This window comes from Streptacidiphilus sp. PB12-B1b (assembly GCF_014084125.1).
Taxonomy (GTDB): Bacteria; Actinomycetota; Actinomycetes; order Streptomycetales; family Streptomycetaceae; genus Streptacidiphilus.
Genome location: NZ_CP048405.1, coordinates 6,132,796 through 6,153,662 on the forward strand (window position 1 = coordinate 6,132,796; position 20,867 = coordinate 6,153,662).

17 protein-coding genes are annotated in these 20,867 nt (G+C 74.1%); 3 read left to right on the top strand and 14 right to left on the bottom strand.

Annotation, left to right across the window (positions count from 1 at the left end; genetic code table 11):
• Window positions 1–82: 82 nt before the first annotated feature.
• The 5 genes from GXW83_RS26540 to GXW83_RS26560 form a co-directional block, all read right to left on the bottom strand.
• Window positions 83–880 (bottom strand): ABC transporter permease, encoded by a 798-nt coding sequence (locus tag GXW83_RS26540; RefSeq protein ID WP_182445588.1) that lies wholly within the window; start codon window positions 878–880, stop codon window positions 83–85.
• Entirely contained in the window at window positions 877–1,965 is a 1,089-nt protein-coding gene (locus GXW83_RS26545; RefSeq protein WP_182445589.1) for an ATP-binding cassette domain-containing protein, read from the bottom strand. Before GXW83_RS26545 ends, GXW83_RS26540 begins: the two co-directional genes overlap by 4 nt.
• 131 nt (window positions 1,966–2,096) lie before the next feature.
• Window positions 2,097–2,843, bottom strand: a complete 747-nt coding sequence (locus tag GXW83_RS26550) for an NUDIX domain-containing protein (protein WP_182445590.1) — start codon at window positions 2,841–2,843, stop codon at window positions 2,097–2,099.
• Window positions 2,844–2,911: 68 nt separating this feature from the next.
• Window positions 2,912–4,069 carry a DUF4192 domain-containing protein gene (locus tag GXW83_RS26555; RefSeq protein WP_182445591.1) on the bottom strand — a complete coding sequence of 386 codons (1,158 nt, stop codon included), beginning with the start codon at window positions 4,067–4,069 and terminating at the stop codon, window positions 2,912–2,914.
• Window positions 4,070–4,194: 125 nt separating this feature from the next.
• The gene (locus GXW83_RS26560) at window positions 4,195–6,354 is read right to left on the bottom strand and encodes a RecQ family ATP-dependent DNA helicase (protein ID WP_182445592.1); all 2,160 of its coding nucleotides are present in this window, start codon (window positions 6,352–6,354) and stop codon (window positions 4,195–4,197) included.
• A 423-nt stretch (window positions 6,355–6,777) separates the two neighbouring features.
• Here GXW83_RS26560 and GXW83_RS26565 point away from each other — a divergent pair, with 423 nt between their 5' ends.
• Window positions 6,778–7,362: a hypothetical protein gene (locus tag GXW83_RS26565; RefSeq protein WP_225447553.1), complete on the top strand. Its 585-nt coding sequence runs from the start codon at window positions 6,778–6,780 to the stop codon at window positions 7,360–7,362.
• A gap of 39 nt (window positions 7,363–7,401) precedes the next feature.
• Here the strand turns inward: GXW83_RS26565 and GXW83_RS26570 are convergent, their stop codons facing one another.
• The 3 genes from GXW83_RS26570 to GXW83_RS26580 all read right to left on the bottom strand — a co-directional run bounded on the left by GXW83_RS26570 (window position 7,402) and on the right by GXW83_RS26580 (window position 9,407).
• Complete coding sequence (locus tag GXW83_RS26570) at window positions 7,402–7,890, bottom strand: hypothetical protein (RefSeq protein WP_225447269.1); 489 nt, start codon at window positions 7,888–7,890, stop codon at window positions 7,402–7,404.
• Between the two features lie 329 nt (window positions 7,891–8,219).
• Window positions 8,220–8,900, bottom strand: a complete 681-nt coding sequence (locus GXW83_RS26575) for a ribonuclease HII (protein ID WP_182445594.1) — start codon at window positions 8,898–8,900, stop codon at window positions 8,220–8,222.
• 27 nt (window positions 8,901–8,927) lie between these two features.
• Window positions 8,928–9,407: a pyridoxamine 5'-phosphate oxidase family protein gene (locus tag GXW83_RS26580; protein WP_182445595.1), complete on the bottom strand. Its 480-nt coding sequence runs from the start codon at window positions 9,405–9,407 to the stop codon at window positions 8,928–8,930.
• Window positions 9,408–9,532: 125 nt separating this feature from the next.
• Here GXW83_RS26580 and dapA point away from each other — a divergent pair, with 125 nt between their 5' ends.
• Entirely contained in the window at window positions 9,533–10,456 is a 924-nt protein-coding gene (dapA, locus tag GXW83_RS26585) for a 4-hydroxy-tetrahydrodipicolinate synthase (protein ID WP_182445596.1), read from the top strand.
• Between the two features lie 9 nt (window positions 10,457–10,465).
• On the opposite strand, the gene GXW83_RS26590 is transcribed toward dapA, so the two are convergent.
• From GXW83_RS26590 to nrdR, 3 genes are all read right to left on the bottom strand, one after another.
• Window positions 10,466–11,104, bottom strand: a complete 639-nt coding sequence (locus tag GXW83_RS26590; RefSeq protein WP_182445597.1) for a histidine phosphatase family protein — start codon at window positions 11,102–11,104, stop codon at window positions 10,466–10,468.
• Window positions 11,105–11,235: 131 nt separating this feature from the next.
• On the bottom strand, window positions 11,236–14,157 hold the full coding sequence (locus tag GXW83_RS26595) for a vitamin B12-dependent ribonucleotide reductase (protein WP_182445598.1): 2,922 nt from the start codon (window positions 14,155–14,157) through the stop codon (window positions 11,236–11,238).
• A 163-nt stretch (window positions 14,158–14,320) separates the two neighbouring features.
• Complete coding sequence (nrdR, locus tag GXW83_RS26600) at window positions 14,321–14,815, bottom strand: transcriptional regulator NrdR (RefSeq protein ID WP_182445599.1); 495 nt, start codon at window positions 14,813–14,815, stop codon at window positions 14,321–14,323.
• Between the two features lie 659 nt (window positions 14,816–15,474).
• Between nrdR and lexA the strand changes: the two genes are divergently transcribed.
• Entirely contained in the window at window positions 15,475–16,212 is a 738-nt protein-coding gene (gene lexA, locus GXW83_RS26605) for a transcriptional repressor LexA (RefSeq protein WP_370466895.1), read from the top strand.
• A 77-nt stretch (window positions 16,213–16,289) separates the two neighbouring features.
• Here lexA and GXW83_RS26610 read toward each other — a convergent pair whose 3' ends face one another.
• The 3 genes from GXW83_RS26610 to GXW83_RS26620 are packed head-to-tail and all read right to left on the bottom strand — an operon-like array spanning window position 16,290 to window position 20,801.
• Entirely contained in the window at window positions 16,290–18,503 is a 2,214-nt protein-coding gene (locus GXW83_RS26610) for an ATP-dependent DNA helicase (protein ID WP_182445600.1), read from the bottom strand.
• A gap of 39 nt (window positions 18,504–18,542) precedes the next feature.
• Window positions 18,543–19,376 carry a carbon-nitrogen hydrolase family protein gene (locus GXW83_RS26615; RefSeq protein ID WP_182445601.1) on the bottom strand — a complete coding sequence of 278 codons (834 nt, stop codon included), beginning with the start codon at window positions 19,374–19,376 and terminating at the stop codon, window positions 18,543–18,545.
• A 6-nt stretch (window positions 19,377–19,382) separates the two neighbouring features.
• Complete coding sequence (locus tag GXW83_RS26620) at window positions 19,383–20,801, bottom strand: lysine N(6)-hydroxylase/L-ornithine N(5)-oxygenase family protein (protein WP_182445602.1); 1,419 nt, start codon at window positions 20,799–20,801, stop codon at window positions 19,383–19,385.
• Window positions 20,802–20,867 lie beyond the last annotated feature (66 nt).

A 20,867-nucleotide genomic window follows, 5' to 3' on the forward strand; every position in this document is an offset into this window, starting at 1 on the left:
AGGGTGATCGCTCATCCCTGCATAATTGACGTCATTCCGGATGTATCGCCTACAACCGGTCCGCGTCCCGCCGCTGGGCCGTTCAGACCTCTCGGCGGCGCGAGATCAGCAGGGCGTACCCGGCGAGCAGCAGCAGGACCGGGGCCAGGATCAGCACGGCCAGCTCCACCGGCGACAGCGGCAGGGCCCCGTGCAGGCCGCTGACCGGCCCGTAGAACCAGGCGTGCCGCTGGTCCACCGGGAACAGCCGCCCCAGCCGGGGCAGCCCGAGCGCCCGGCCCCGGCGGCCCCAGCCGGTGAGTCCGGCCCGGTGGCGCAGCAGGCTCAGCGCTGGCTCGACGAAGACCGGCAGCACCACCAGCGCCAGCAGCCCGGCGGCGGCGCTGCGCAGCAGCCCGGCCGCCAGCAGCCCGATCCAGCCCCCGGCCACCACCAGCGCCGCGAAGCCACCGAGCGCAGCGGGGAAGCGGCCGTGCAGCAGTTCGTGTTCGAAGGCCCATGCTCGACCGGAGACGTGCAGGACGACGCCGTCGACGGCCAGAGTGGCCAGTGCGAGCAGCGCCGAGACCACGCCGGTCACGGTGAGCTTGGCCGCCAGCAGGGCCAGCCTGCGCCGCGGCCGGGTCAGCAGCGGCCGCAGGGCCGGGTAGCGCACCTCCTGGCCGTAGGAGAGCGCCCCCAGCGCGCCCGCGGCCAGCGCCGCCAGCGGCAGCGGGAGCAGCGGGACGCCCGCGGTGAGCACCCGCACCGGCTCGGCCAAGGCGTGCTCGCGGACGGTCATCGCGGCCACGGCCGCGTCCAGGGCGAGGGCGGCGAGGATGATCGCCCAGGTGGAGCGGACGCCGGTGAGCCGCCGCCGCTCGTAGGCCAGTGCGTTCACGCGTCGCCTCCGACGGTCTGGTGCTGGGCGGACTGCTGGGCCACCACCGAGGCGGTGACCGCAGCGCCGGGGGTGAGCAGGACGACGGTCTCGCCCGGCCGGGCCGGAGCCGCCGTGGCCCCGGCCGGCCCGGTCGGCGGCACGGACACCGCTACCGGGGCGGACACCGGGACGGACAAAGGCGCGGCCACCGGCACCGGCACGGGCGGCGAGCCGGGTGCGGGGCGGGTCACCACCTGGTCGGTGAGCTCGTGCAGCAGGACGCCGTGCCGGTAGGCCAGCTCCCCGATCTCGGTGCGGGCGGCGCCGGTCACCGCGATCCGGGTGCCGCTCTCCCGGCGGACCTGGGCCCCGGCCTCGGTCAGCAGGTCCGCCAACCGGCCCACCTGCGGGCCGGACACCGACACCTCGCCCTGGAGCCGGGTGCGCAGGAACTCCGCGACCGGCTGGTCGGCCAGCAGCCGGCCCTGCTCCACGGTGACCACCCGGTCGGCCAGCACCGCGGCCTCGTGCGGGCTGCGCACGGTGACCAGGACCGTCCCGCCGCCGGCCGCGAAGGAGCGGAGCACCGCGTGGAACCACTCGGCGTTCTTGGGGGACAGCTCGTGCGTGGGCTCGTCCAGGAGCAGCGTGCCCGGGTCGGCGAGCATGGCCTCGGCCAGCGCCATCCGCCGGTGCATGCCCGGCGAGAAGGTGCGCAGCCGGTGCTCGGCGGCGGGAGCCAGCCGGGTCTGCTCCAGCAGCTGGTCGGCCCGGCGCAGGGGCACCCCGGCGGCTGCGGCGACCATCCGCAGGTGCGCCCGGGCCCGGCGGCCGGGGTGGCGCGGGCAGTGCTCCTGCTCGGACAGGACGGCCCCGACCTCCCGCTCCGGCTGCCTGATCCGGCGGTAGGGGCGGCCGTCGAAGAGGGCCGTGCCCTGGCCCCGCTCCAGCCCGAGGGCCAGCAGCAGGGCCGTGGTCCGGCCGGAGCCGACCGGCCCGAGCAGGGCCGTGACCTGGCCCTCACGGGCGTCGAAGGAGAGATCGAGCACAGCTGGGGGACGCCCCCGGCGATAGCTCTTGGTCAGTCCGATCGCCTGGAACACAGAGCTTCACCTCACGATGCCGTGCACAAGTCGCCCCCCTGTAGCCAGCACCATAGACGGGCACGGTGACGTTGCGTGGCATTGCCGTACACGGCGCGTTGACGCCGCCCCGGGCGGCGCGCGCCCGGCGGTCAGCTCTCCGGGCGCAGCATCGGCGGGTTGAGCACGGTGGCCGCCCCGGCCCGGAACAGCTGGGCGGGGCGCCCTCCCTGGCGGGTGGTGGTGCCGCCCGCCGGGACCAGGAAACCGGGGGTGCCGGTGACCTTGCGGTGGAAGTTGCGCGGGTCCAGGACGACGCCCCAGACCGCCTCGTAGACCCGGCGCAGCTCGCCGACGGTGAACTCCTCCGGGCAGAAGGCGGTGGCCAGCGAGGAGTACTCGATCTTCGAACGGGCGCGCTCCACGCCGTCCGCCAGGATGCGGGTGTGGTCGAAGGCCAGTAGCAGGCCGTCGTCCTTGCCGCTGCCGAGGAGCTCCTCGACCGGGGCCCAGCGGGCGCTGCGGACGTCCCCGCCGGGGCGCGGGGTGGGCAGGTCGGGCGCGAGCGCCAGATGGGCGACGCTGACCACGCGCATCCGGGGGTCGCGCTGCGGATCGCCGTAGGTGGCCAGCTGCTCCAGGTGCGCGCCCACCCCCGGCCCCTGCCCGGGTGCTCCGTGGGTGCGCAGGCCGGTCTCCTCGGCCAGCTCCCGCGCGGCGGCCTCGATCAGCCCCTCGTCGGGGCGCACGAATCCGCCCGGGAGCGCCCAGAAGCCCTGGAAGGGGGGCTCGCCCCGGCGCACCATCAACGCGCACAGGGCGTGATCACGGACGGTCAGCACCACCAGGTCTACCGTGACCGCGAACGGGGGGAAGGCCGACGGATCGTAACGCGACATGGGGGATCTTAGTCGTCTCAATGACGATAAACACCTCCGCCGACGCCGCTCCCTGCGGCGGAGCGGTTTCAGCCGCCGGATCTCTGCCCGCCCAGCACCCGTCTGCGCTCCGGTCGGCGCCTGCTGCGGCGCTGCCGGGCCCGGCGCTCGGCGCGCAGGGTGGCGCACAGCGAACGGGGCTCGGCGCCGCTGTTGACGGCCTCGTGCAGCAGCTGGGCGAAGGTGTAGTCCGGGTCGGCGACCAGGGCCCGGCCGAGGGCGATCCGGGCGGTGACCTGGTCGCCGGTGACCCAGGCGGTCCAGCCGAGCAGGGCCAGCGGGGCGGCCGCGTGGCTGTCGAAGGGGACGGCGCAGCGCCGGGCGAGGAACCGCCACAGCCGTTGCGCGGGTTCGACGTCGGGCGGGTCGAGCCATTCCGCCGCCCGGTCGCGGGCCATCCGGTCCTGGAGCCCGAGGATCAGCCGGGCGGCGTCGGCCTCGGGGAGCTCCTCGGCCCCGGCGCGGAAGGCGGCCACCGCCGCGTCCACCAGCTCGGCGGTGCGCTCGCGGACGGCCTCCCGCCCGCCGCTGCGCAGCAGCTCCTCGACCAGTGCGGGCACCGCCTGCTCGAAGGCCGCCAGCTGGCTCTCGGCGGTGGGGGCGCCCACCGGGTCCAGTTCACGCTGGAGCTCCTTGAGGCTGCCGCGCACCCGGACCCCGGCGTACGCGGCGGCGGCAGCGATCGTGGAGGTGGTGCCCGGGCGGTCGACCGGCGTGCCGCCGGGGTCGCAGCAGCGCGGATCGCGGCAGCTGAAGGACCACCAGCGCCCGCCGGACACGCACAGCGCCTCGTGCACGGGGATGCCGACGGCGGCGAAGGCGGCGGTGAGCTGCTCGGCCAGCGGGCGCAGCTCCTCGGCGACGGCGGCGGCCTGTTGGCCGGGGGCGGGATCGCGGCACAGGTAGAGGATGACGGCGTCCGGGCTGCGGTCGCGGTGCTCGGACAGCGCCACCAGGAAGCGGGCCACCTCCTCGGCGGCGGCCGGCCAGGCGTCGGCGGTCGGGAGGTCGATCCGGACCGTGCCGCCCTGCCGTCGGCGCGGCCCCTGCAGCCCGAGGGCCACCACGCTGTCGCTGGGGAAGAAGCCGAGCAGGTACGGCAGGGCGTCGACCATGTCGGCCGGGGTGCGCATGCGCACGACGGGGTGTTCGAAGGACGAGGCGGGGGCGGGTGCGTGTTCGTTCATGCGTCGAGCATGTCGGCCGGGGCCGCCCGACATGGCCGTCGACCGCGATCTGTGGACAGAACCGGCCCTGTGGACAAAGCCGTCACCCGCAGGAGTGACCGTCACCCGCAGGGTGAGGACGGCCGCTACCCGGCCAGGGCCAGGACGAGGGGCAGCACCTGTCCGGCGCCGTGCCGGCGCAGCAGGCGGGCGCCGACGGCCAGGGTCCAGCCGGAGTCGGTGTAGTCGTCCACCAGCAGCACCGGGCCGGGGGTGGCGGCCAGGGCGGCGGCGAGGTCGTCCGGGACGGCGAACGAGGCGGCCAGGGCGCGCAGCCGCTGGGCGGAGTTGCTGCGGAACGCGACGTGCTCGTCGGCCTGCGGGGTGTACGCCAGGCTGCCCAGCAGCGGGAGCCGGCCGACCCGGGCCAGGCCCTGGGCCAGCGAGGCCACCAGCGCGGGGCGGGTGCGGGAGGGCATGGCGACGATGCCCACCGGGCGGGCCATGGCGTCCGGGGCGCCGCCGGCCCAGCCGCCGGGCGAGCGGGCCCAGTCGGCCACCACGGTCACCACGGCGGCCAGTACGTCGTCCGGGACCGGCCCGTCGGTCACCGGCGAGGTCAGCAGCGGGCGCAGCCGGTTGCCCCAGCCGATGTCCGACAGCCGCCCCAGCGCGCGCCCGGTGGCCGCCTGCTGGTCCGCCGGGATGCGTCCCTTGAGGTCGACGCCGACGGCGGGCATGCCCGAGGGCCACATCCGGCGCGGTTCGACCTCCACGCCCGGGCGGTCCAGCTCGCCGGCGGCGCCGGCCAGGGCGCCGGGGGTGACGGCGGGGTCGAGCCAGGGCCCGGCGCAGTTGTCGCAGCGGCCGCAGGGGGCGGCCTTCTCGTCGTCCAGCTGCCGTTGCAGGAACTCCATCCGGCAGCCGGTGGTCGCCACGTAGTCCCGCATGGCCTGCTGCTCGGCCTCCCGCTGCCGGGCCACCCAGGCGTACCGCTGCGCGTCGTACGTCCAGGGCTGCCCGGTCGCGGTCCAGCCGCCCTTGACCCGCCGGACCGCGCCGTCCACGTCCAGGACCTTCAGCATGGTCTCCAGCCGGGAGCGGCGGAGGTCCACCAGCGGCTCCAGCGCGGGCAGCGACAGCGGGCGCCCCGCCTGCTCCAGGGCGGCCAGGGTACGCCGGACCTGCTCCTCGGGCGGGAAGCCCACCGAGGCGAAGTACGCCCAGATGGCCTCGTCCTCCCGGCCGGGCAGCAGCAGCACATCCGCGTGGTCCACTCCGCGCCCGGCGCGCCCGACCTGCTGGTAGTAGGCGATCGGGGACGAGGGCGAGCCGAGGTGCACCACGAACCCCAGATCCGGCTTGTCGAAGCCCATCCCCAGCGCCGAGGTCGCCACCAGCGCCTTGACCCGGTTGGCCAGCAGGTCCTCCTCGGCCTGCAGCCGGTCGGCGTTCTCGGTCCGGCCGGTGTAGGAGGCGACCGGGTAGCCGCGCTGGCGCAGGAAGGCCGCGACCTCGTCGGCCGCGGCGACGGTCAGCGTGTAGATGATCCCCGATCCGGGCAGCTCCCCCAGCCGCTCCCCCAGCCAGGCCAGCCGGTGGGCCGCGTCCGGCAGCTGGAGCACCCCCAGCCGCAGGCTCTCCCGGTCCAGCGGCCCGCGCAGCACCAGCGCCTCGGCGCCGCCGGTCCCCAGCTGCTCGGCGACGTCGGCGGTGACCCGCGCGTTGGCGGTCGCCGTGGTGGCCAGCACCGGGACGCCGGCCGGAAGCTCGGCCAGCATGGTGCGCAGCCGCCGGTAGTCGGGGCGGAAGTCGTGCCCCCAGTCGGAGATGCAGTGGGCCTCGTCCACCACCAGCAGGCCGGTGGTGGCGGCCAGCCGGGGCAGCACCGCCTCGCGGAAGTCCGGCGAGTTCAGCCGCTCCGGGCTCACCAGCAGCACGTCCACCGTGCCCGCCTCGACCTCGGCCTGCACGGCGTCCCACTCCTCCGGGTTGGCCGAGTTGATCGTCCGCGCGGCGATCCCGGCCCGGGCGGCGGACTCCACCTGGTTGCGCATCAGCGCCAGCAGCGGCGAGATGATCACCGTCGGTCCGGCCCCGCGCTTGCGCAGCAGCGAGGTGGCCACGAAGTACACCGCAGACTTGCCCCAGCCGGTGCGCTGCACCACGAGCGCCCGGCGGTGGTCCACCACCAGCGCCTCGATGGCCTGCCACTGGTCCTCGCGCAGCCGCGCGGTATCGCCCGGGCGCCCCACCAGACGGGCAAGCACGGCATCGGCCTCGGCACGCAACCCCAGATCGCTCATGCCCCCATGCAACCGGACGGCACCGACATCGCGCGAACCGGCGGGCCCGCCGCACGGCTGCGGGGCCCGGCTGACGCGAACGGCCCAGTGCCGCCGAACGATGGCTGTCGGCCGCCCGGCGGGGCGCTGCGCAGGGCGTTCCGCAGCCGGTACCAGGGCGCGCCGGGGCCGGGGGCCGGGCGGGGCGTTCTCGGGAGCGCCTCCGGCATCATGATCCAGAACAGTGCTGGAATATAACCGTCAAAGCACGTGATCAAGGACATCTCCGACAGACCCGCCGTTGCCGCATCCGCGCCCGGGACGTGAGAATTGTGCCGTGTTCCGGTGGTGCTGATCGCCCTTCCGGGGCACCGAGGTGCCCTGCGCGGGTACGGGGAAGGAGTGGCCTTGATCATCGTCTCCACCGCCGTGGAATCCGCGGCGATGAACCGGTCGCTCTCCGCCGCGAGCTGGGCCGAGGTCGGCTCGCCCATGCTCCGCGACCCCCGGGCCCTGGTCGCCGACCTGCACCGGGTGCACCGCCCCGCGCCGGGCACGGTCGTCGTCGGGGTGCTGGACCAGCTCGGACGCGTGGCGGCCGGGGCCTCGTTCCCGGCGGCGCAGGGCAGCCAGCGTCCGGGCGGCGGCGACGGCTGGCAGTACCGCAACGCCCTGCTGGCCCATCTGCGCCGGATCATCCCGCACGACCTGCGCCGCCCCAGCCCGGTCCGCACCGCGGTGCTGATGCTGTGCCGCCGCGGCGGCCGCAACTGGACCGCCGAGGACGGCGCCTGGATGTGGGCCCTGCACGACGCCAGCACCCTGCACGGACTGCGCTGCGGCGCCTACGTCACGCTCACCGACGAGGGCTGGCAGGTGCTCGGCGACGGACGCCGCGGTCGCACCCCGCACGCCGGCTCCTGGGCGCACGAGACCGTCCGCACGGTCAGCGCGCTGCCCGTGCGGGCCATCGGCGGCGCCGTCCGGGCGCACGGCGCACCCGGCGCGGTACGCGCGGGCACCCGCTGACCGGCCGGGCCGGAACCGCAGGCCGGACCCGGGCGCGGGCTAGCGGGCGTCGCCGCAGATCACCAGCAGGCTCGCGGCATGGCCGCGCGCGGCGGCGACGGCCCGCTGGACAGCGGCGGCGGAGCCACCGTTGACGACCAGGACGACGACCTCGCGGCGGACCGGACGGCAGCTCGCGGCGTCCGCGTAGAAGACGTCCTGCGCCTCGTCCAGCTGCGCCCAGTAGCGCTCGGCGCCGAAGGACTCCTCGTGCTGCTGCCACGGGTGGCGCGGGCCGGTGGTCAGCACCAGGACCTGGCCCGGGACGCGTCCGGCTTCGAGCAGCAGGTCGAGGACCTCGTCCGCGCGCTCCAGGGCGGTGTCGGGCCGGGCGGCGACGCGCTGGACCTCCACCTCCGGGAAGGCGGGGGCGGCGGCCTGCTCGACGACGGGGGCAGCCGGTCTGCGCGGCGCGGGACCGGGCTTGGGAACGATGCGCGCGGGGCCCGAGTCGGGGCGCCGGACCGGCGGACCCGGACGCGGGGCCACCCGTGGAGAGGTAGCGGCAGGAGAAGGGATGACGGGTGCGACAGGTGATACGGAAGGCGTGGTGCGGGCCGTCGTGTCCGTCTCGTCGTTGGACGTTACGCAGGGGCCCGGGGCGGTCTTGTGGATCTCCAGCTCCTCGGCAGAATCTGGCGGCACACCGGATGGCGTCGCACAGCGCCCAGAGCTTACTCGCTGCCGTCGAACGGCCGGTAGGGGGGCGGTCCGATCGTTGGCCTGGCCTGCGACAAGCCTTCGCACGGACCGCGAACGGACCGCGAACAGGCCGCGAACTCACCGTGTACGAAGCCCGCCCGGGAGGCGACGGACCGTCAGAAACCCAGCGACAACTGCTCCGAGTCGACCTGGCTGCGGGTGGTCTTCAGGTGCCGCCAGGCCGGGAGGTCGTCCAGATAGGCCCAGGACATCCGGTGGTGCGGCGTCGGGCCCAGCTCGGAGAGTGCCTCGCGGTGCACCGGCGAGGGGTAGCCGGCGTTGGCCTCGAAGGCGAACGCCGGGTACTGGCCGCCGAGTTCGGCCATCATGGCGTCCCGGCGGACCTTGGCGATGACCGAGGCGGTGGCGACGCTGACGCAGGACTGGTCGCCCTTGATCACCGTCCGCACCCGCCACGGGCCGCCCAGGTAGTCGTGCTTGCCGTCGAGGATGACCGCGTCCGGCCGCTGCGGCAGCGCCTCCAGGGCGCGGACGGCGGCCAGCCGCAGCGCGGCGGTCATGCCCAGTTCGTCGCACTCCAGCGGCGAGGCGTGGCCGAGCGCGTAGGCGTGGGCCCAGTCCGCCAGCAGCGGGGCGAGTTCGGCGCGGCGGCGCGGCGTGATCAGCTTGGAGTCGGTCAGCCCCTCGGGGGCGCGGCGCAGCCCGGTGACGGCGGCGCACACGGTGACCGGACCGGCCCAGGCGCCCCGGCCGACCTCGTCCACCCCGGCGACCAGCTGGGCGCCGGCCCGGCGGAGCGAGCGTTCGACGCTGTGCGTGGGGGGTGCGATCGGCATGGCCCAAGCCTACGCGGCCCCCGGGGGTCAGCTTCGCTCGACCAGGCGCACCTCCCCGCCCTCGCGCCAGGCGCGGATGTCCAGGTGGTCGCCGGCGGGCTGGACGAAGGACAGGCCGGTCACCTCCACCCGGAACACCTGGCACTCCTCGGGCTCGAATCCGGTGGCCGCGCTCAGCGCGTCCAGGTATGCCTGGCAGCGGCCCTCGTCGGTGACCTCCTCCGCCCGGCCGGCGATCTTGGCGTCGCCGTGCGTGACGTCCTTGTCCTCGGTCGCGCTGTGCAGCGCCAGCCGGGGGTCGCGGCGCAGGTCCGCCCCTTTGAGCGAATCCGGCATCATCCCCAGCCACAGCTCGCCCAGTGCGAACAACGGCTCGATTCCGCTGATCCTCGGCGAGCCGTCCCGCCGCAGCGTGGCCAGCAGGCCCATTCCGTGCGCCTCGAACCGGCCGCGCACCGCGGCTGCGAGTTCGGGCGCGACCGCCTCGGTCTCACTCCAGGTACTCATGACCCCATCGTCGCCCCCGGGTCTGACACTCGGCCCGCGGCGGCGCAACCGTTCAGCAAGGCTGAAGGGTTCCATGAAGAACACGGTGCTGGTGCTTCAGTGCCAGGGGCGGCAGGCTCAGCGGCATGCAACTGCCCTTCGGACGTGTCGCCGCCGCCATGGTCACCCCCTTCCGCCCCGACGGCGCCCTGGACGCCGACGGCGCGCAGCGCCTGGCCGCGCACCTGGTCGACTCCGGCTGCGACGGCCTGGTCCTGAATGCCACCACCGGTGAGGGGCCGACCACCACCGACGCCGAGAAGGACGCCCTGCTGCGGGCCGTCCTCGAGGCCGTCGGCGACCGGGCGGCGGTCACCGCGGGCGTCGGCAGCAACGACACCCGGCACACGCTGGAGCTGGCCCGGGCCGCCGAACGCGCCGGGGCCGACGGCCTGCTGGTGGTCACGCCGTACTACAACCGGCCGGGCCAGGAGGGCATCCGCAGCCACCTGGCGGAGGCGGCCGACGCCACCGGGCTGCCGGTCATGCTCTACGACATCCCCGCCCGCACCGGCAGCAGGCTCAGCCGGGACACCCTGTTGCGGCTGGCCGAGCACCCCCGGGTGGCCGGGGTCAAGGACGCCGCCTACGACCTGCTGGGCAGCGCCCGGGTGATCGCCGAGACCGGGCTGCACTACTACTCCGGCGCGGACGAGCTGAACCTGCCGCTGTACGCGGTCGGCGCGGTGGGCGCGGTCAGCACCGTCGCCAATGTCGCCCCCGGCGGAACCCGGGCGGTGCTGGAGGCCCACGCCCGGGGCGACAACGCCGCCGCGCTAGCGCTGCACCAGCGGCTGCTGCCGCTGATCGAGGCGATGATGACCACCGATCCGGGCACGGTCACGGCCAAGGCGCTGCTGCGCCGGCTGGGGCTGCCCGGCGGACCGGTCCGCCGCCCGCTGCTCGACGCCGGACCGGAGCTGGCGGCGGCGCTGGCCGGAGCGCTGACCGCGGCCCTGCCGGACACAGCGCCGCACGAGGCCGCCCTGCCGGAGGCTGCCGCCCGCTGACGGCGGCCGTCAGCCCCAGGACCAGCGCTCGAACGGCCGGTCCATGGTGTACTTGCCGTCCGCACCCAGCAGCAGCGTCCGGGACTCCCCGTTGCAGGGGTTGGACAGCGCCTCGAACTCGTCCACGCTCCAGTGGAACCAGCGCATGCAGAACAGCCGCATCAGCAGCCCGTGGGTGACCAGCACCACGTTCGGCGGGTAGTCGGGGCGCTCGAAGTTGCGGTGCAGCGTCTCGAAGAACGCGCCCACCCGGTCGTAGACGTCGGCGCCCGACTCGCCCTGGGTGAAGCGGTAGAAGAAGTGCCCGTAGGCGGCCCGGGCCTGGCGCTGGCGGTGGATGTCCTCGACGTCCTGGAGGTTGCCCCAGTCCTGCTCGCGCAGGCGCGGCTCCTCCATCACCCGCAGCGAGGAGCGGTGCAGCGCCAGCAGCTCGAAGGTCTGCCGGGTGCGCAGGTACGGCGAGACGTACGCCTGCACCGGCTCGGCGCCGAGGACGGCCCGCAGCTCCTCCCCGGCCGCGATGGCCTGCTTGCGGCCGCGCTCGGTCAGTTCCAGGGCGTGGTCGGGCACCCGCTCGTAGATCGTCTCGTCGGTGTTCCCCTCGGACTCACCGTGTCTGACCAGGACAATGCGTTGTGGACGCGCCATGTCGGCCACGGTAGTCCAGCCGCCCCGCCGGTCCGCGCAGCACCCCGCCGTTCCTCGGCCGCAGCGGAGATCACAGGACCGGGGGGAGCCGGCGGACCGGCTCCCCCCGGTTCAACGGGCGGCGGCTGCTGTCAGCTGCAGCCGCTGGTGGAGCCGCAGCCCTCGCAGAGGTAGCAGCTTCCCGCGCGGCGCATCTTGGTGCCGCAGGAGAAGCAGAGCGGGGCGTCGGAGTTGATGCCCTGCTGGATCTCCAGCAGTTCGGTGGAGTTGTGCGGGGCGTGGTGCGCCGGAGCGGTCTGGATGACCACCGGGGCCGGGGCCGGGATCGGCGCCTGGGCGGTGCGCGGGGCGGACTGGGCCAGCGACTCGGTGTCCGCCTCGTCCGCGGCGGTCGGCTCGTAGGAGCCGGTCTCCAGGTGGCGCTGGCGCTCCTCGACGGAGTGGATGCCCAGGGCCGAGCGGGTCTCGAACGGCAGGAAGTCCAGGGCCAGGCGGCGGAAGATGTAGTCCACGATCGACTGCGCCATCCGCACGTCCGGGTCGTCGGTCAGGCCGGCCGGCTCGAAGCGCATGTTGGTGAACTTGGAGATGTAGGTCTCCAGCGGGACGCCGTACTGCAGGCCGACCGAGACGGCGATGGAGAAGGCGTCCATCATGCCCGCGAGGGTCGAGCCCTGCTTGGACATCTTCAGGAAGACCTCGCCGAGGCCGTCGTCCGGGTAGGAGTTGGCCGTCATGTAGCCCTCGGCGCCACCGACCGTGAAGGAGGTGGTGATGCCCGGGCGGCCCTTGGGCAGGCGGCGGCGGACCGGGCGGTACTCGACCACCTTCTGCGCGGCCGCCTCGGCCTCGGCGGCGGGCTGGGCGGAGGGCTTGGCCTCGGCCTTGCCGTCGTTCTTGGTCTTGGCCGACAGCGGCTGGCCGACCTTGCAGTTGTCGCGGTAGATGGCGAGCGCCTTCACGCCCAGCTTCCACGCCTCGAAGTAGAGCTCCTCGACCTCGTCCACGGTGGCGGACTCGGGCATGTTGACCGTCTTGGAGATGGCGCCGGAGATCCACGGCTGGATCGCGGCCATCATCCGGACGTGGCCCATGGCGGAGATGACCCGCTCGCCCATGGCGCAGTCGAAGATCTCGTAGTGCTCGGTCTTCAGCCCGGGCGCGCCGACGACCACCCCGTGGTCGGCGATGTGCGCGACCACGGCCTCGATCTGCTCCGGCTGGTAGCCGAGGCGGCGCAGCGCCCGCGGCACCGTGCCGTTGACGATCTGCATGGAGCCGCCGCCGACCAGCTTCTTGAACTTGACCAGCGCCAGGTCGGGCTCGACGCCGGTGGTGTCGCAGTCCATCATCAGGCCGATGGTGCCGGTGGGCGCGAGCACGCTGGCCTGGGCGTTGCGGAAACCGTTCTGCGCGCCCAGCCGCAGCACGTCCTGCCAGGTCTCGGTCGCCGCGGCCCAGATCGGGCTGTCCAGGTCGTCGGCGTGCTCGGCGACGGCGTTGGCGTCCGCGTGCTGGCGCATGACCCGCTGGTGCGGCTCGGCGTTGCGGGCGTAGCCGTCGTACGGGCCGACGATGGCGGCCAGCTCCGCGCCGCGCCGGTAGGCGGTGCCGGTCATCAGCGAGGTGATGGAGCCGGCCAGCGCGCGGCCGCCCTGGGAGTCGTAGGCGTGGCCGGTGGCCATCAGCAGCGCGCCCAGGTTGGCGTAGCCGATGCCCAGCTGGCGGTAGGCGCGGGTGGTCTCGCCGATCTTCTCGGTGGGGAAGTCGGCGAAGCAGATGGAGATGTCCATCGCGGTGATGACCAGCTCGACGACCTTGGCGAAGGAGGTGGCGTCGAAGGTGTCGTCGTCCCGGAGGAACTTCATCAGGTTGAGCGAGGCCAGGTTGCAGCTGGAGTTGTCCAGGTGCATGTACTCGGAGCAGGGGTTGGAGGCGTTGATCCGGCCGGACTCCGGGCAGGTGTGCCAGTGGTTGATGGTGGAGTCGTACTGGATGCCGGGGTCGGCGCAGGCCCAGGCGGCCTCGGCCATCTTGCGGAACAGGCCCTTGGCGTCGACGGTCTCGATGACCTCGCCGGTGAGCCGGGCGCGCAGGCCGAACTGGCCGCCGTCCTCGACCGCGTGCATGAACTCGTCGGAGACCCGGACCGAGTTGTTGGCGTTCTGGTACTGGACGGAGGTGATGTCGTCCCCGCCGAGGTCCATGTCGAAGCCGGCGTCGCGCAGGGCGCGGATCTTCTGCTCCTCCTTGACCTTGGTCTCGATGAACGCCTCGACGTCGGGGTGGTCCACGTCCAGGACGACCATCTTGGCGGCGCGGCGGGTGGCGCCGCCCGACTTGATCGTCCCGGCGGAGGCGTCCGCGCCGCGCATGAAGGAGACCGGGCCGGAGGCGTTGCCGCCGGAGGTGAGCAGTTCCTTGGAGGAGCGGATGCGGGAGAGGTTCAGGCCGGCCCCGGAGCCGCCCTTGAAGATCATCCCCTCTTCCTTGTACCAGTCCAGGATGGAGTTCATGGAGTCGTCCACAGCCAGGATGAAGCAGGCGCTGACCTGCTGCGGCTGCTGGGTGCCGACGTTGAACCAGACCGGCGAGTTGAAGCTGAACACCTGGTGGAGGAGGGCGTGCGTCAGCTCGTGCTCGAAGATCTCGGCGTCGGCCGGGGAGGCGAAGTAGCCGTGCTTCTCGCCGGCGGCGCGGTAGGTCAGCACCACCCGGTCGATGATCTGCTTCAGGCTCCACTCGCGCTGCGGGGTGCCGAGCGCGCCGCGGAAGTACTTGCTGGTGACGATGTTGGTGGCGTTGACCGACCAGAAGTCGGGGAACTCGACGCCGCGCTGGTCGAAGTTGACCGAGCCGTCGCGCCAGTTGGTCATGATGACGTCGCGGCGCTCCCAGGTCACCTCGTCGTACGGGTGGACGCCGGGGGTCGTGTAGATGCGCTCGACACGAAGGCCCGCACCAGTCCCCGCGCCGCCGGCCTTGGCCCCGGGCTTGCCGCCCTTGGCCGTACCGCCCTTGCCTGCACGTGTCCCGCTGGTGGTGTCCGTCATTGCCGCCTCCTCCTGGGCAAACGCCCTGAGCGCCCCACTGCTTCCCGGGGTCGCCCGTCGTGTCCGCACTTCTTCGTTCCACGCAGGCGGCAGCCCGCTGAGGGGTGTCCGCCGTACGTCCTGCTCGGGGGTCCTGATGGTCTGTGGGCGTGCAGCGGTCGGGCTACTGCGACGCGGGGGCGGACGCGGGCGCGCCCGGTTCGGCTGCGGTGAGCGGTCCGGCACGGAGCTCGGCGATCGCAGCCTCGAAGTCCTCCAGCGATTCGTAGGCCCGGTAGACCGAGGCGAACCGCAGGTAGGCGACGACGTCCAGATCCTTGAGCGGGCCGAGTATGGCCAGGCCCACGTCGTGGGTGGACAGCTCGGCGCTGCCGGTGGCGCGCAGCGCCTCCTCGACCCGCTGGCCGAGCTGGGCCAGCGCGTCCTCGGTGACCGGGCGGCCCTGGCACGCCTTGCGCACCCCGCTGATCACCTTCTCCCGGCTGAACGGCTCGGTCACGCCGCTGCGCTTGACCACCATCAGTGCGGCCGTCTCCACCGTGCTGAAACGGCGGTTGCAGTCGGGGCACTGGCGGCGGCGGCGAATGGCGGTGCCGTCGTCGGTGGTGCGCGAGTCGACGACCCGGCTGTCCGAGTGGCGACAGAAGGGGCAGTGCATGTCCTTCAACCCCTCCTCGTTCAACGCTCCGGATGCCCGGATCAGGCTCTGCCGACTGGCGCGCCGCAGCTAAGTCTAGGTGATGCCCAGGGGTGACTCACCCCCGGGTGACCACAACCTGTGGCCTCCGAGGACCTATGTAACCACTACATCTAGGGTGCCTGGCAAGCTTCGGCCATCGCGTGTCGGTAGTCCCGGACTCACGCCCAGCGATCATCGCAGGTCAACGCGGAGCGCCTGCGGCAAGCTCACCCGGATGGCCCGGAGCAGCCCGGGCGGGGTGAATTTTCGGGCTTGCCGGTCCATGCGCGGGGGTTTCATGAGACGCTGCCGCTCGAACAAACGAGCGCTTCGCACATGCGGCCGTACACCTACAACCTTGATCACGTCAGGCATTCGGGCAATAATTCACTCGAACGTGTGTTTGGCGCAACCTTTCGATAGGACCTACCGTTGGCCTATTCAAGGGAGAACGTCCATCGAGAGGGGCCGCCGTGACCAGCGCAGAAAGTAGCACCGTCCCGGTGCAGGAACGCTCCCAGAACGGCCAGCTGTACAGCACCCACCATGGCAGCCAGGAAGACCTCCGGAAATCCGCCGCCGGGCTCGTCCCGGGACAGGTCTCGGGCGCCTCCGCTCCGCACTCCTCGGGACTCTCCTTGGGCACTGCAGATGATCCGGCTCTGAATCCCGCACTCGTCGACGATCTCGCCGATCAGGCTCCGACGCGCTCGCTGCCCGGCCGTCCACCGGGCATCCGGACCGACGAGGCCGGGCTCACCGAGCGCCAGCGCCGGGTGATCGAGGTCATCCGGGATTCCGTGCAGCGGCGCGGCTACCCGCCGAGCATGCGCGAGATCGGCCAGGCCGTCGGCCTGTCCAGCACCTCCTCCGTCGCCCACCAACTGATGGCGCTGGAGCGCAAGGGCTTCCTCCGCCGCGACCCGCACCGTCCGCGCGCGTACGAGGTGCGCGGCATGGACGTCGTGCGCCCCGTCCCGGAGAGCACCACCGGCCGCCCGGCCACCTCCTACGTGCCGCTGATCGGGCGGATCGCCGCCGGCGGGCCGATCCTGGCCGAGCAGTCGGTCGAGGACGTCTTCCCGCTCCCCCGGCAGCTGGTCGGCGACGGCGAGCTGTTCGTGCTCAAAGTGAGCGGCGACTCCATGGTCGAGGCCGCCATCTGCGATGGCGACTGGGTCACCGTCCGCCGCCAGCCGGTCGCCGAGAACGGCGACATCGTCGCCGCGATGATCGACGGCGAGGCCACGGTGAAGCGCCTCAAGCGCGAGGACGGCCACATCTGGCTGATGCCGCACAACGCGGCGTACGAGCCCATCCCCGGCGACAGCGCGACCATCCTGGGCAAGGTCGTCGCGGTGCTGCGCCGGCTCTGAGCAACGACGGCAACCACCCCGGCCGGGGCCGCCGACCTACGGTCGCGGCCCCGGCCGGGGTTCGCGGGCTGCGGGCGTCAGCGGCTGCGCGGGGGCGGCGCCGAGGCGTCGATGGCCGCCAGCGAGCGGCGCACCTGGTTGCGGTCGGTGGTGAACCAGAAGTCCGGCATGGACGAGCGGAAGAACCCGCCGTAGCGGGCCGTGGCCAGCCGGGAGTCCAGCACCGCGACCACCCCCCGGTCGTCCGCCGCCCGGATCAGCCGCCCTGCGCCCTGCGCCATCAGCAGCGCCGCATGGGTCGCCGCCACGGCCATGAAGCCGTTGCCGCCGTGCTGTTCGACGTCCCGCTGGCGGGCGCTCATCAGCGGGTCGTCCGGCCGGGGGAAGGGGATCCGGTCCATGACCACCAGCTGGCAGGCCGAGCCGGGGACGTCCACGCCCTGCCACAGCGACAGCGTGCCGAACAGGCAGCTCTCGGCGGAGGCCGAGAAGGTCTTGATCAGTTCGCCCAGGGTGTCCTCGCCCTGGAGCAGGATCTCCCCGGGGACACGCTCGCGCAGCGCCTCGGCGGCCGCCTGCGCGGCCCGCATCGAGGAGAACAGCCCCAGGGTGCGGCCGCCGGCGGCCTGGATCAGCTCGGCCAGCTCGTCCAGCATGGCTGGGCGGTCCGGCTCGCGGCCGGGCGGCGGCAGGTGCTTGGCGACGTACAGGATGCCCTGCCGGGGGTAGTCGAACGGCGAGCCGACGTCCATCGCCCGCCACAGCGGCACCGGCTCGCCCGCGCCGGACAGGCCGGGGGCCGCGGCGGGAGCCTGGGCGCGGTCGTCCGGGAGCCGGCCGTCCGGGCCGAGGCCCAGCGACAGCGCCACGCCGGTGAAGTCGCCGCCGAGCTTGAGCGTGGCCGAGGTCAGCACCACCGAGCGCTCCTTGTAGAGGCTCTCCCGCAGCAGCCCGGAGACGCTCAGCGGGGCGACCCGCAGCGAGGCCGCTCCGGGGCCGAAGCGGTCCCGGTCCTCGATCCACAGCACGTCGTACTCGGAGCCCTCCAGCATCCGGTCGGCGGTGTCGTGGATGTTCTCCACCGAGGCCAGGGCCTGCTTGCGGACGGCGTCCTCGTCGCTGACGCCCTTGTCGCGGATCTCGCCGATGGAGGTGATCACCGCACGGGACGCCTCGCGGATCGCGGCGACGGCGTAGCCGATGTTCTCCGGCAGCTCCTCCAGACGGCCGGGCTGGGCGATCTCCATCAGGCCGTGGTAGTTCTCGGCGGCGGCCTGGAGCGCGTCCACGGCCTTCTCGTTGGCCAGCTTCGCGGCCCGCTTGACCGCCCGGTTGACCGCCCCGGTGGTGAGCTCGGCGGTGGCGATCCCGGTCACCCGCGAGACCAGCTCGTGCGCCTCGTCCACGATCAACAGCTCGTGCTCGGGCAGGACCGGCGCGCCCTCCAGGGCGTCGATGGCGAGCAGCGCGTGGTTGGTGACCACCACGTCCGCCAGCTTGGCGCGCTCGCGCGCGGCCTCGGCGAAGCACTCGCCGCCGTAGGGGCACTTGCCGGCGCCCAGGCACTCCCGGGAGCTGACCGACATCTGCGCCCAGGCCCGGTCGGAGACGCCCGGGGACATGTCGTCGCGGTCGCCGGACTCGGTCTCGTCGGCCCAGTCGCGCAGGCGCAGGATGTCCTTGCCGAGCTTGCTGCTGGGGCCGCCCAGGGCCTCGGCCGGATCGAACAGGCCCTCGCCCTCGTCGCTCGGCGCGCCCTCGTGCACCCGGTGCAGGCAGAGGTAGTTGGAGCGCCCCTTGAGCATGGCGAACTGCGGGCGGCGGCGCAGCTGCGGCCGCAGTGCCTCGACCGTGCGCGGCAGGTCCCGCTCCACCAGCTGCCGTTGCAGGGCCAGGGTGGCGGTGGCGACCACCACCCGGTCGCCGTGCGCCAGCGCCGGGACGAGGTAGGCGAGGGACTTGCCGGTGCCGGTGCCCGCCTGGACCAGCAGCTGTTCGCCGGAGTCGACGGCGGCGGCGACGGCCTCGGCCATGGCCACCTGCCCGGGGCGCTCCACGCCCCCGACCGAGGTCACGGCGGCGTGCAACAGCTCCCGCAGGCGCGACCCCGGCACGGCCTGCGGCCGGTCCGCGCCGCCGCCCGGAATCCCGTCCGGATTCTCGTCCGGATGCCCTTCAGCCGCCGGGGAGTTGTCCTCGGGACCGGCCTCGGCGGGGGCCGCGTCCGAGGGATCGTCGAGGGGGTCGGCTGAGGGTTCGGGGGCGGTGCCCCGAGAAGGCAGAGTAGTCATGGCCTGCCCAGGGTAGACGCAGCCGCTGACATCCTGAGATCAGCCGAGCGTGTGGCTGCTGCGCGCGCGCCGGGGCGCGGTCAGCGAGGGGTCGTTCAGCACCGGCTCCTCGGCGCGGACCGCCGCCAGGACGGCCGGGTCGAGCCGCGCGGTGGCCAGCCCGGGGTCGTCGCTGCCCGCGTCGGCGAGCAGGCCGCCGTCGGGGCCCCAGACCGCGCTGCCGCCGCAGCCCTGGTACGGGCCGGAGCGGCCGCTGTGGTTGGCCAGCACGGTGTAGCAGGTGTTGTCGAGGGCCCGGGCCGGGAAGACCACGGCCCGCTGCCGGGCCCCGCCGCCGCGCCCGAACATCGCACCGACCAGGTAGGCGTCGCAGCCGTCCAGGGCGGCGGCGCGGGCGTGCTCGGGGAAGCCGCTGTCCCAGCAGATGCCGAGGCCCAGCCGCCAGCCGTCGAGGGTGAGGGTGCAGCCCCGGCTGCCGGGGGCGAATCCGGCGGCCCGCTCGGCGGGGGTGGCGTGCTGCTTGTCGTACCGGGCGGCGGGGCGGCCGGTACGGTCCAGGACCAGGGCGGAGATGTGCAGCGCGCCGGTGTCGGCGTCCCGGGCGGGCGTCCCGACCACGACCGCGGTGCGGGTCTGCGCGCAGGCGGCGGCCAGGGCGTCCAGCCGGGGGTCGTCGGCGGCCGGGGCGAGCCGGTCGGGGTCGGCGGCGACCGCGGGCAGTTCGTAGCCGGTGAGGAACAGCTCGGGCAGGACCACCAGGTCCGCGCCCCGGTCGGCGGCGCGGCGCAGCAGCGCGGCGGCGGTGGCGGCGTTGGCGGCGACGTCGAGCGGGGCGCAGGCGGCCTGGGCGGCGGTGACGGTGAGGGCGTCCATGGGCCGTCAGCGTAGTGGTGCCTGGGGCACCAGCTCCGGGCCGGGCCGGGCGGTGCCCGGTCGGCCCGGGGTGCGGTGCCGGGGCGGGCCGAAGGTGGTCCAGGCGGTGCGCCCGGGCAGCCGGTGGACGGTCCGCCCGGCGACGGCGTTCAGGATGACGGCGGCGCGGTGGGCGCCCAGGCCCAGGTCGGGGGTGCCGACGCCGTGGGTGTGCAGTTCGGCGTTCTGCACGTACAGCCCGGCGGTGACGTCGGGGCGCAGCCCGACCCGGTGGTCCAGGCCGACCCGGTAGCGGCCCTGGTCGTCCCAGTCGACCAGGTCGGCCAGCGGGTCGAGCAGGGCGGGGCGGCGGGCGGCGTAGCCGGTGGCCAGGACCAGGGCATCGGTGCGCACGGTGTGGGCGGCCCCGGTCTGCCGGTGCCGGCAGTGCAGTTCCAGGCCGCCGTCGGCCCCGGCGCGGGCGCCGCGCACCTCGGTGCCGGGCAGGATCTCGGCGTCGGCCGGGGCGCCGCCGGTGGTGCGCTCGTACAGGGCGGCGTGGATCTCGGCCAGGGTCTCGGCGCTGGCGGCCTTGTAGAGCTGCCACTGCTCGGGGACGAGCCGGTCGCGGACGTCCTGGGGCAGGGCGTGGAAGTAGCGGGTGTAGTCGGGGGTGAAGTGCTCCAGGCCCAGCTTGGAGTACTCCATCGGGGCGATGGCGGGGGTGCGGGTGATCCAGCGCAGGTGCTGTTCCGGCAGGTCGCCGCGGGTGCGCAGCAGGTCCAGGAAGACTTCGGCGCCGGACTGGCCGGAGCCCAGGACGCTGATGTCGGCGGCGGAGGACAGGGCGTGCCGGACGTGCAGGTACTCCTCGGCGTGGTGCACCAGCCCGCTGCGATGCAGCTCGCGCAGGGCGGGCGGGACCACCGGCTCGGTGCCGACGCCGAGGACCAGGTTCCGCGCGGCCACCCGGGCGCCGTCCGGCAGGGCGACCCGGAACACCCCGGCCCGGCCGTCCCAGGAGACGGCCTGGACCGGGCTGCCGAAGCGGCAGTGCGGCAGCTGCTGGGAGACCCAGCGGCAGTAGTGCTCGTACTCGCGCCGGGAGAGGTGGCTCTGCTCGCTGAAGTAGAACGGGAACAGCCGGTCGTGGGCGCGCAGGTAGGCCAGGAAGGACCAGCGGCTGGTCGGGTCCACCAGGCTGACCAGGTCGGCCAGGAAGGGCACCTGCATCCGCGCGCCGTCCAGCAGCAGCCCCGGGTGCCAGCTGAACTGCGGCTTGGCCTCGAGGAAGAGGCTGCGCAGCCCGGGGACGCCGTCGGCGAGCGCCGCGAGCGAGAGGTTGAACGGACCGAGGCCGACGCCGACCAGGTCGTACGGAGCGGGGGCGTCGGCGGGGCCGGGGGCGGCCGGGGTGCGGGGCGCGGCGGGCGTGGGCTCGGGCATGGGCGGCGGGGTCTCTCTCGGGCGGCTCTGGACGAAACGGGGGCGGCGGGCGGGCTTCGGCGGGGT

Excerpts from the sequence above, each read along its gene's own strand:
- GXW83_RS26550 (WP_182445590.1), bottom strand. The coding sequence starts at position 2,843 with ATGTCGCGTTACGATCCGTCGGCCTTCCCCCCGTTCGCGGTCACGGTA.
- GXW83_RS26555 (WP_182445591.1), bottom strand. The coding sequence starts at position 4,069 with ATGAACGAACACGCACCCGCCCCCGCCTCGTCCTTCGAACACCCCGTC.
- GXW83_RS26560 (WP_182445592.1), bottom strand. The coding sequence starts at position 6,354 with ATGAGCGATCTGGGGTTGCGTGCCGAGGCCGATGCCGTGCTTGCCCGT.
- GXW83_RS26565 (WP_225447553.1), top strand. The coding sequence starts at position 6,778 with ATGAACCGGTCGCTCTCCGCCGCGAGCTGGGCCGAGGTCGGCTCGCCC.
- GXW83_RS26575 (WP_182445594.1), bottom strand. The coding sequence starts at position 8,900 with ATGCCGATCGCACCCCCCACGCACAGCGTCGAACGCTCGCTCCGCCGG.
- GXW83_RS26580 (WP_182445595.1), bottom strand. The coding sequence starts at position 9,407 with ATGAGTACCTGGAGTGAGACCGAGGCGGTCGCGCCCGAACTCGCAGCC.
- dapA (WP_182445596.1), top strand. The coding sequence starts at position 9,533 with ATGCAACTGCCCTTCGGACGTGTCGCCGCCGCCATGGTCACCCCCTTC.
- GXW83_RS26590 (WP_182445597.1), bottom strand. The coding sequence starts at position 11,104 with ATGGCGCGTCCACAACGCATTGTCCTGGTCAGACACGGTGAGTCCGAG.
- GXW83_RS26595 (WP_182445598.1), bottom strand. The coding sequence starts at position 14,157 with ATGACGGACACCACCAGCGGGACACGTGCAGGCAAGGGCGGTACGGCC.
- nrdR (WP_182445599.1), bottom strand. The coding sequence starts at position 14,815 with ATGCACTGCCCCTTCTGTCGCCACTCGGACAGCCGGGTCGTCGACTCG.
- GXW83_RS26610 (WP_182445600.1), bottom strand. The coding sequence starts at position 18,503 with ATGACTACTCTGCCTTCTCGGGGCACCGCCCCCGAACCCTCAGCCGAC.
- GXW83_RS26615 (WP_182445601.1), bottom strand. The coding sequence starts at position 19,376 with ATGGACGCCCTCACCGTCACCGCCGCCCAGGCCGCCTGCGCCCCGCTC.
- GXW83_RS26620 (WP_182445602.1), bottom strand. The coding sequence starts at position 20,801 with ATGCCCGAGCCCACGCCCGCCGCGCCCCGCACCCCGGCCGCCCCCGGC.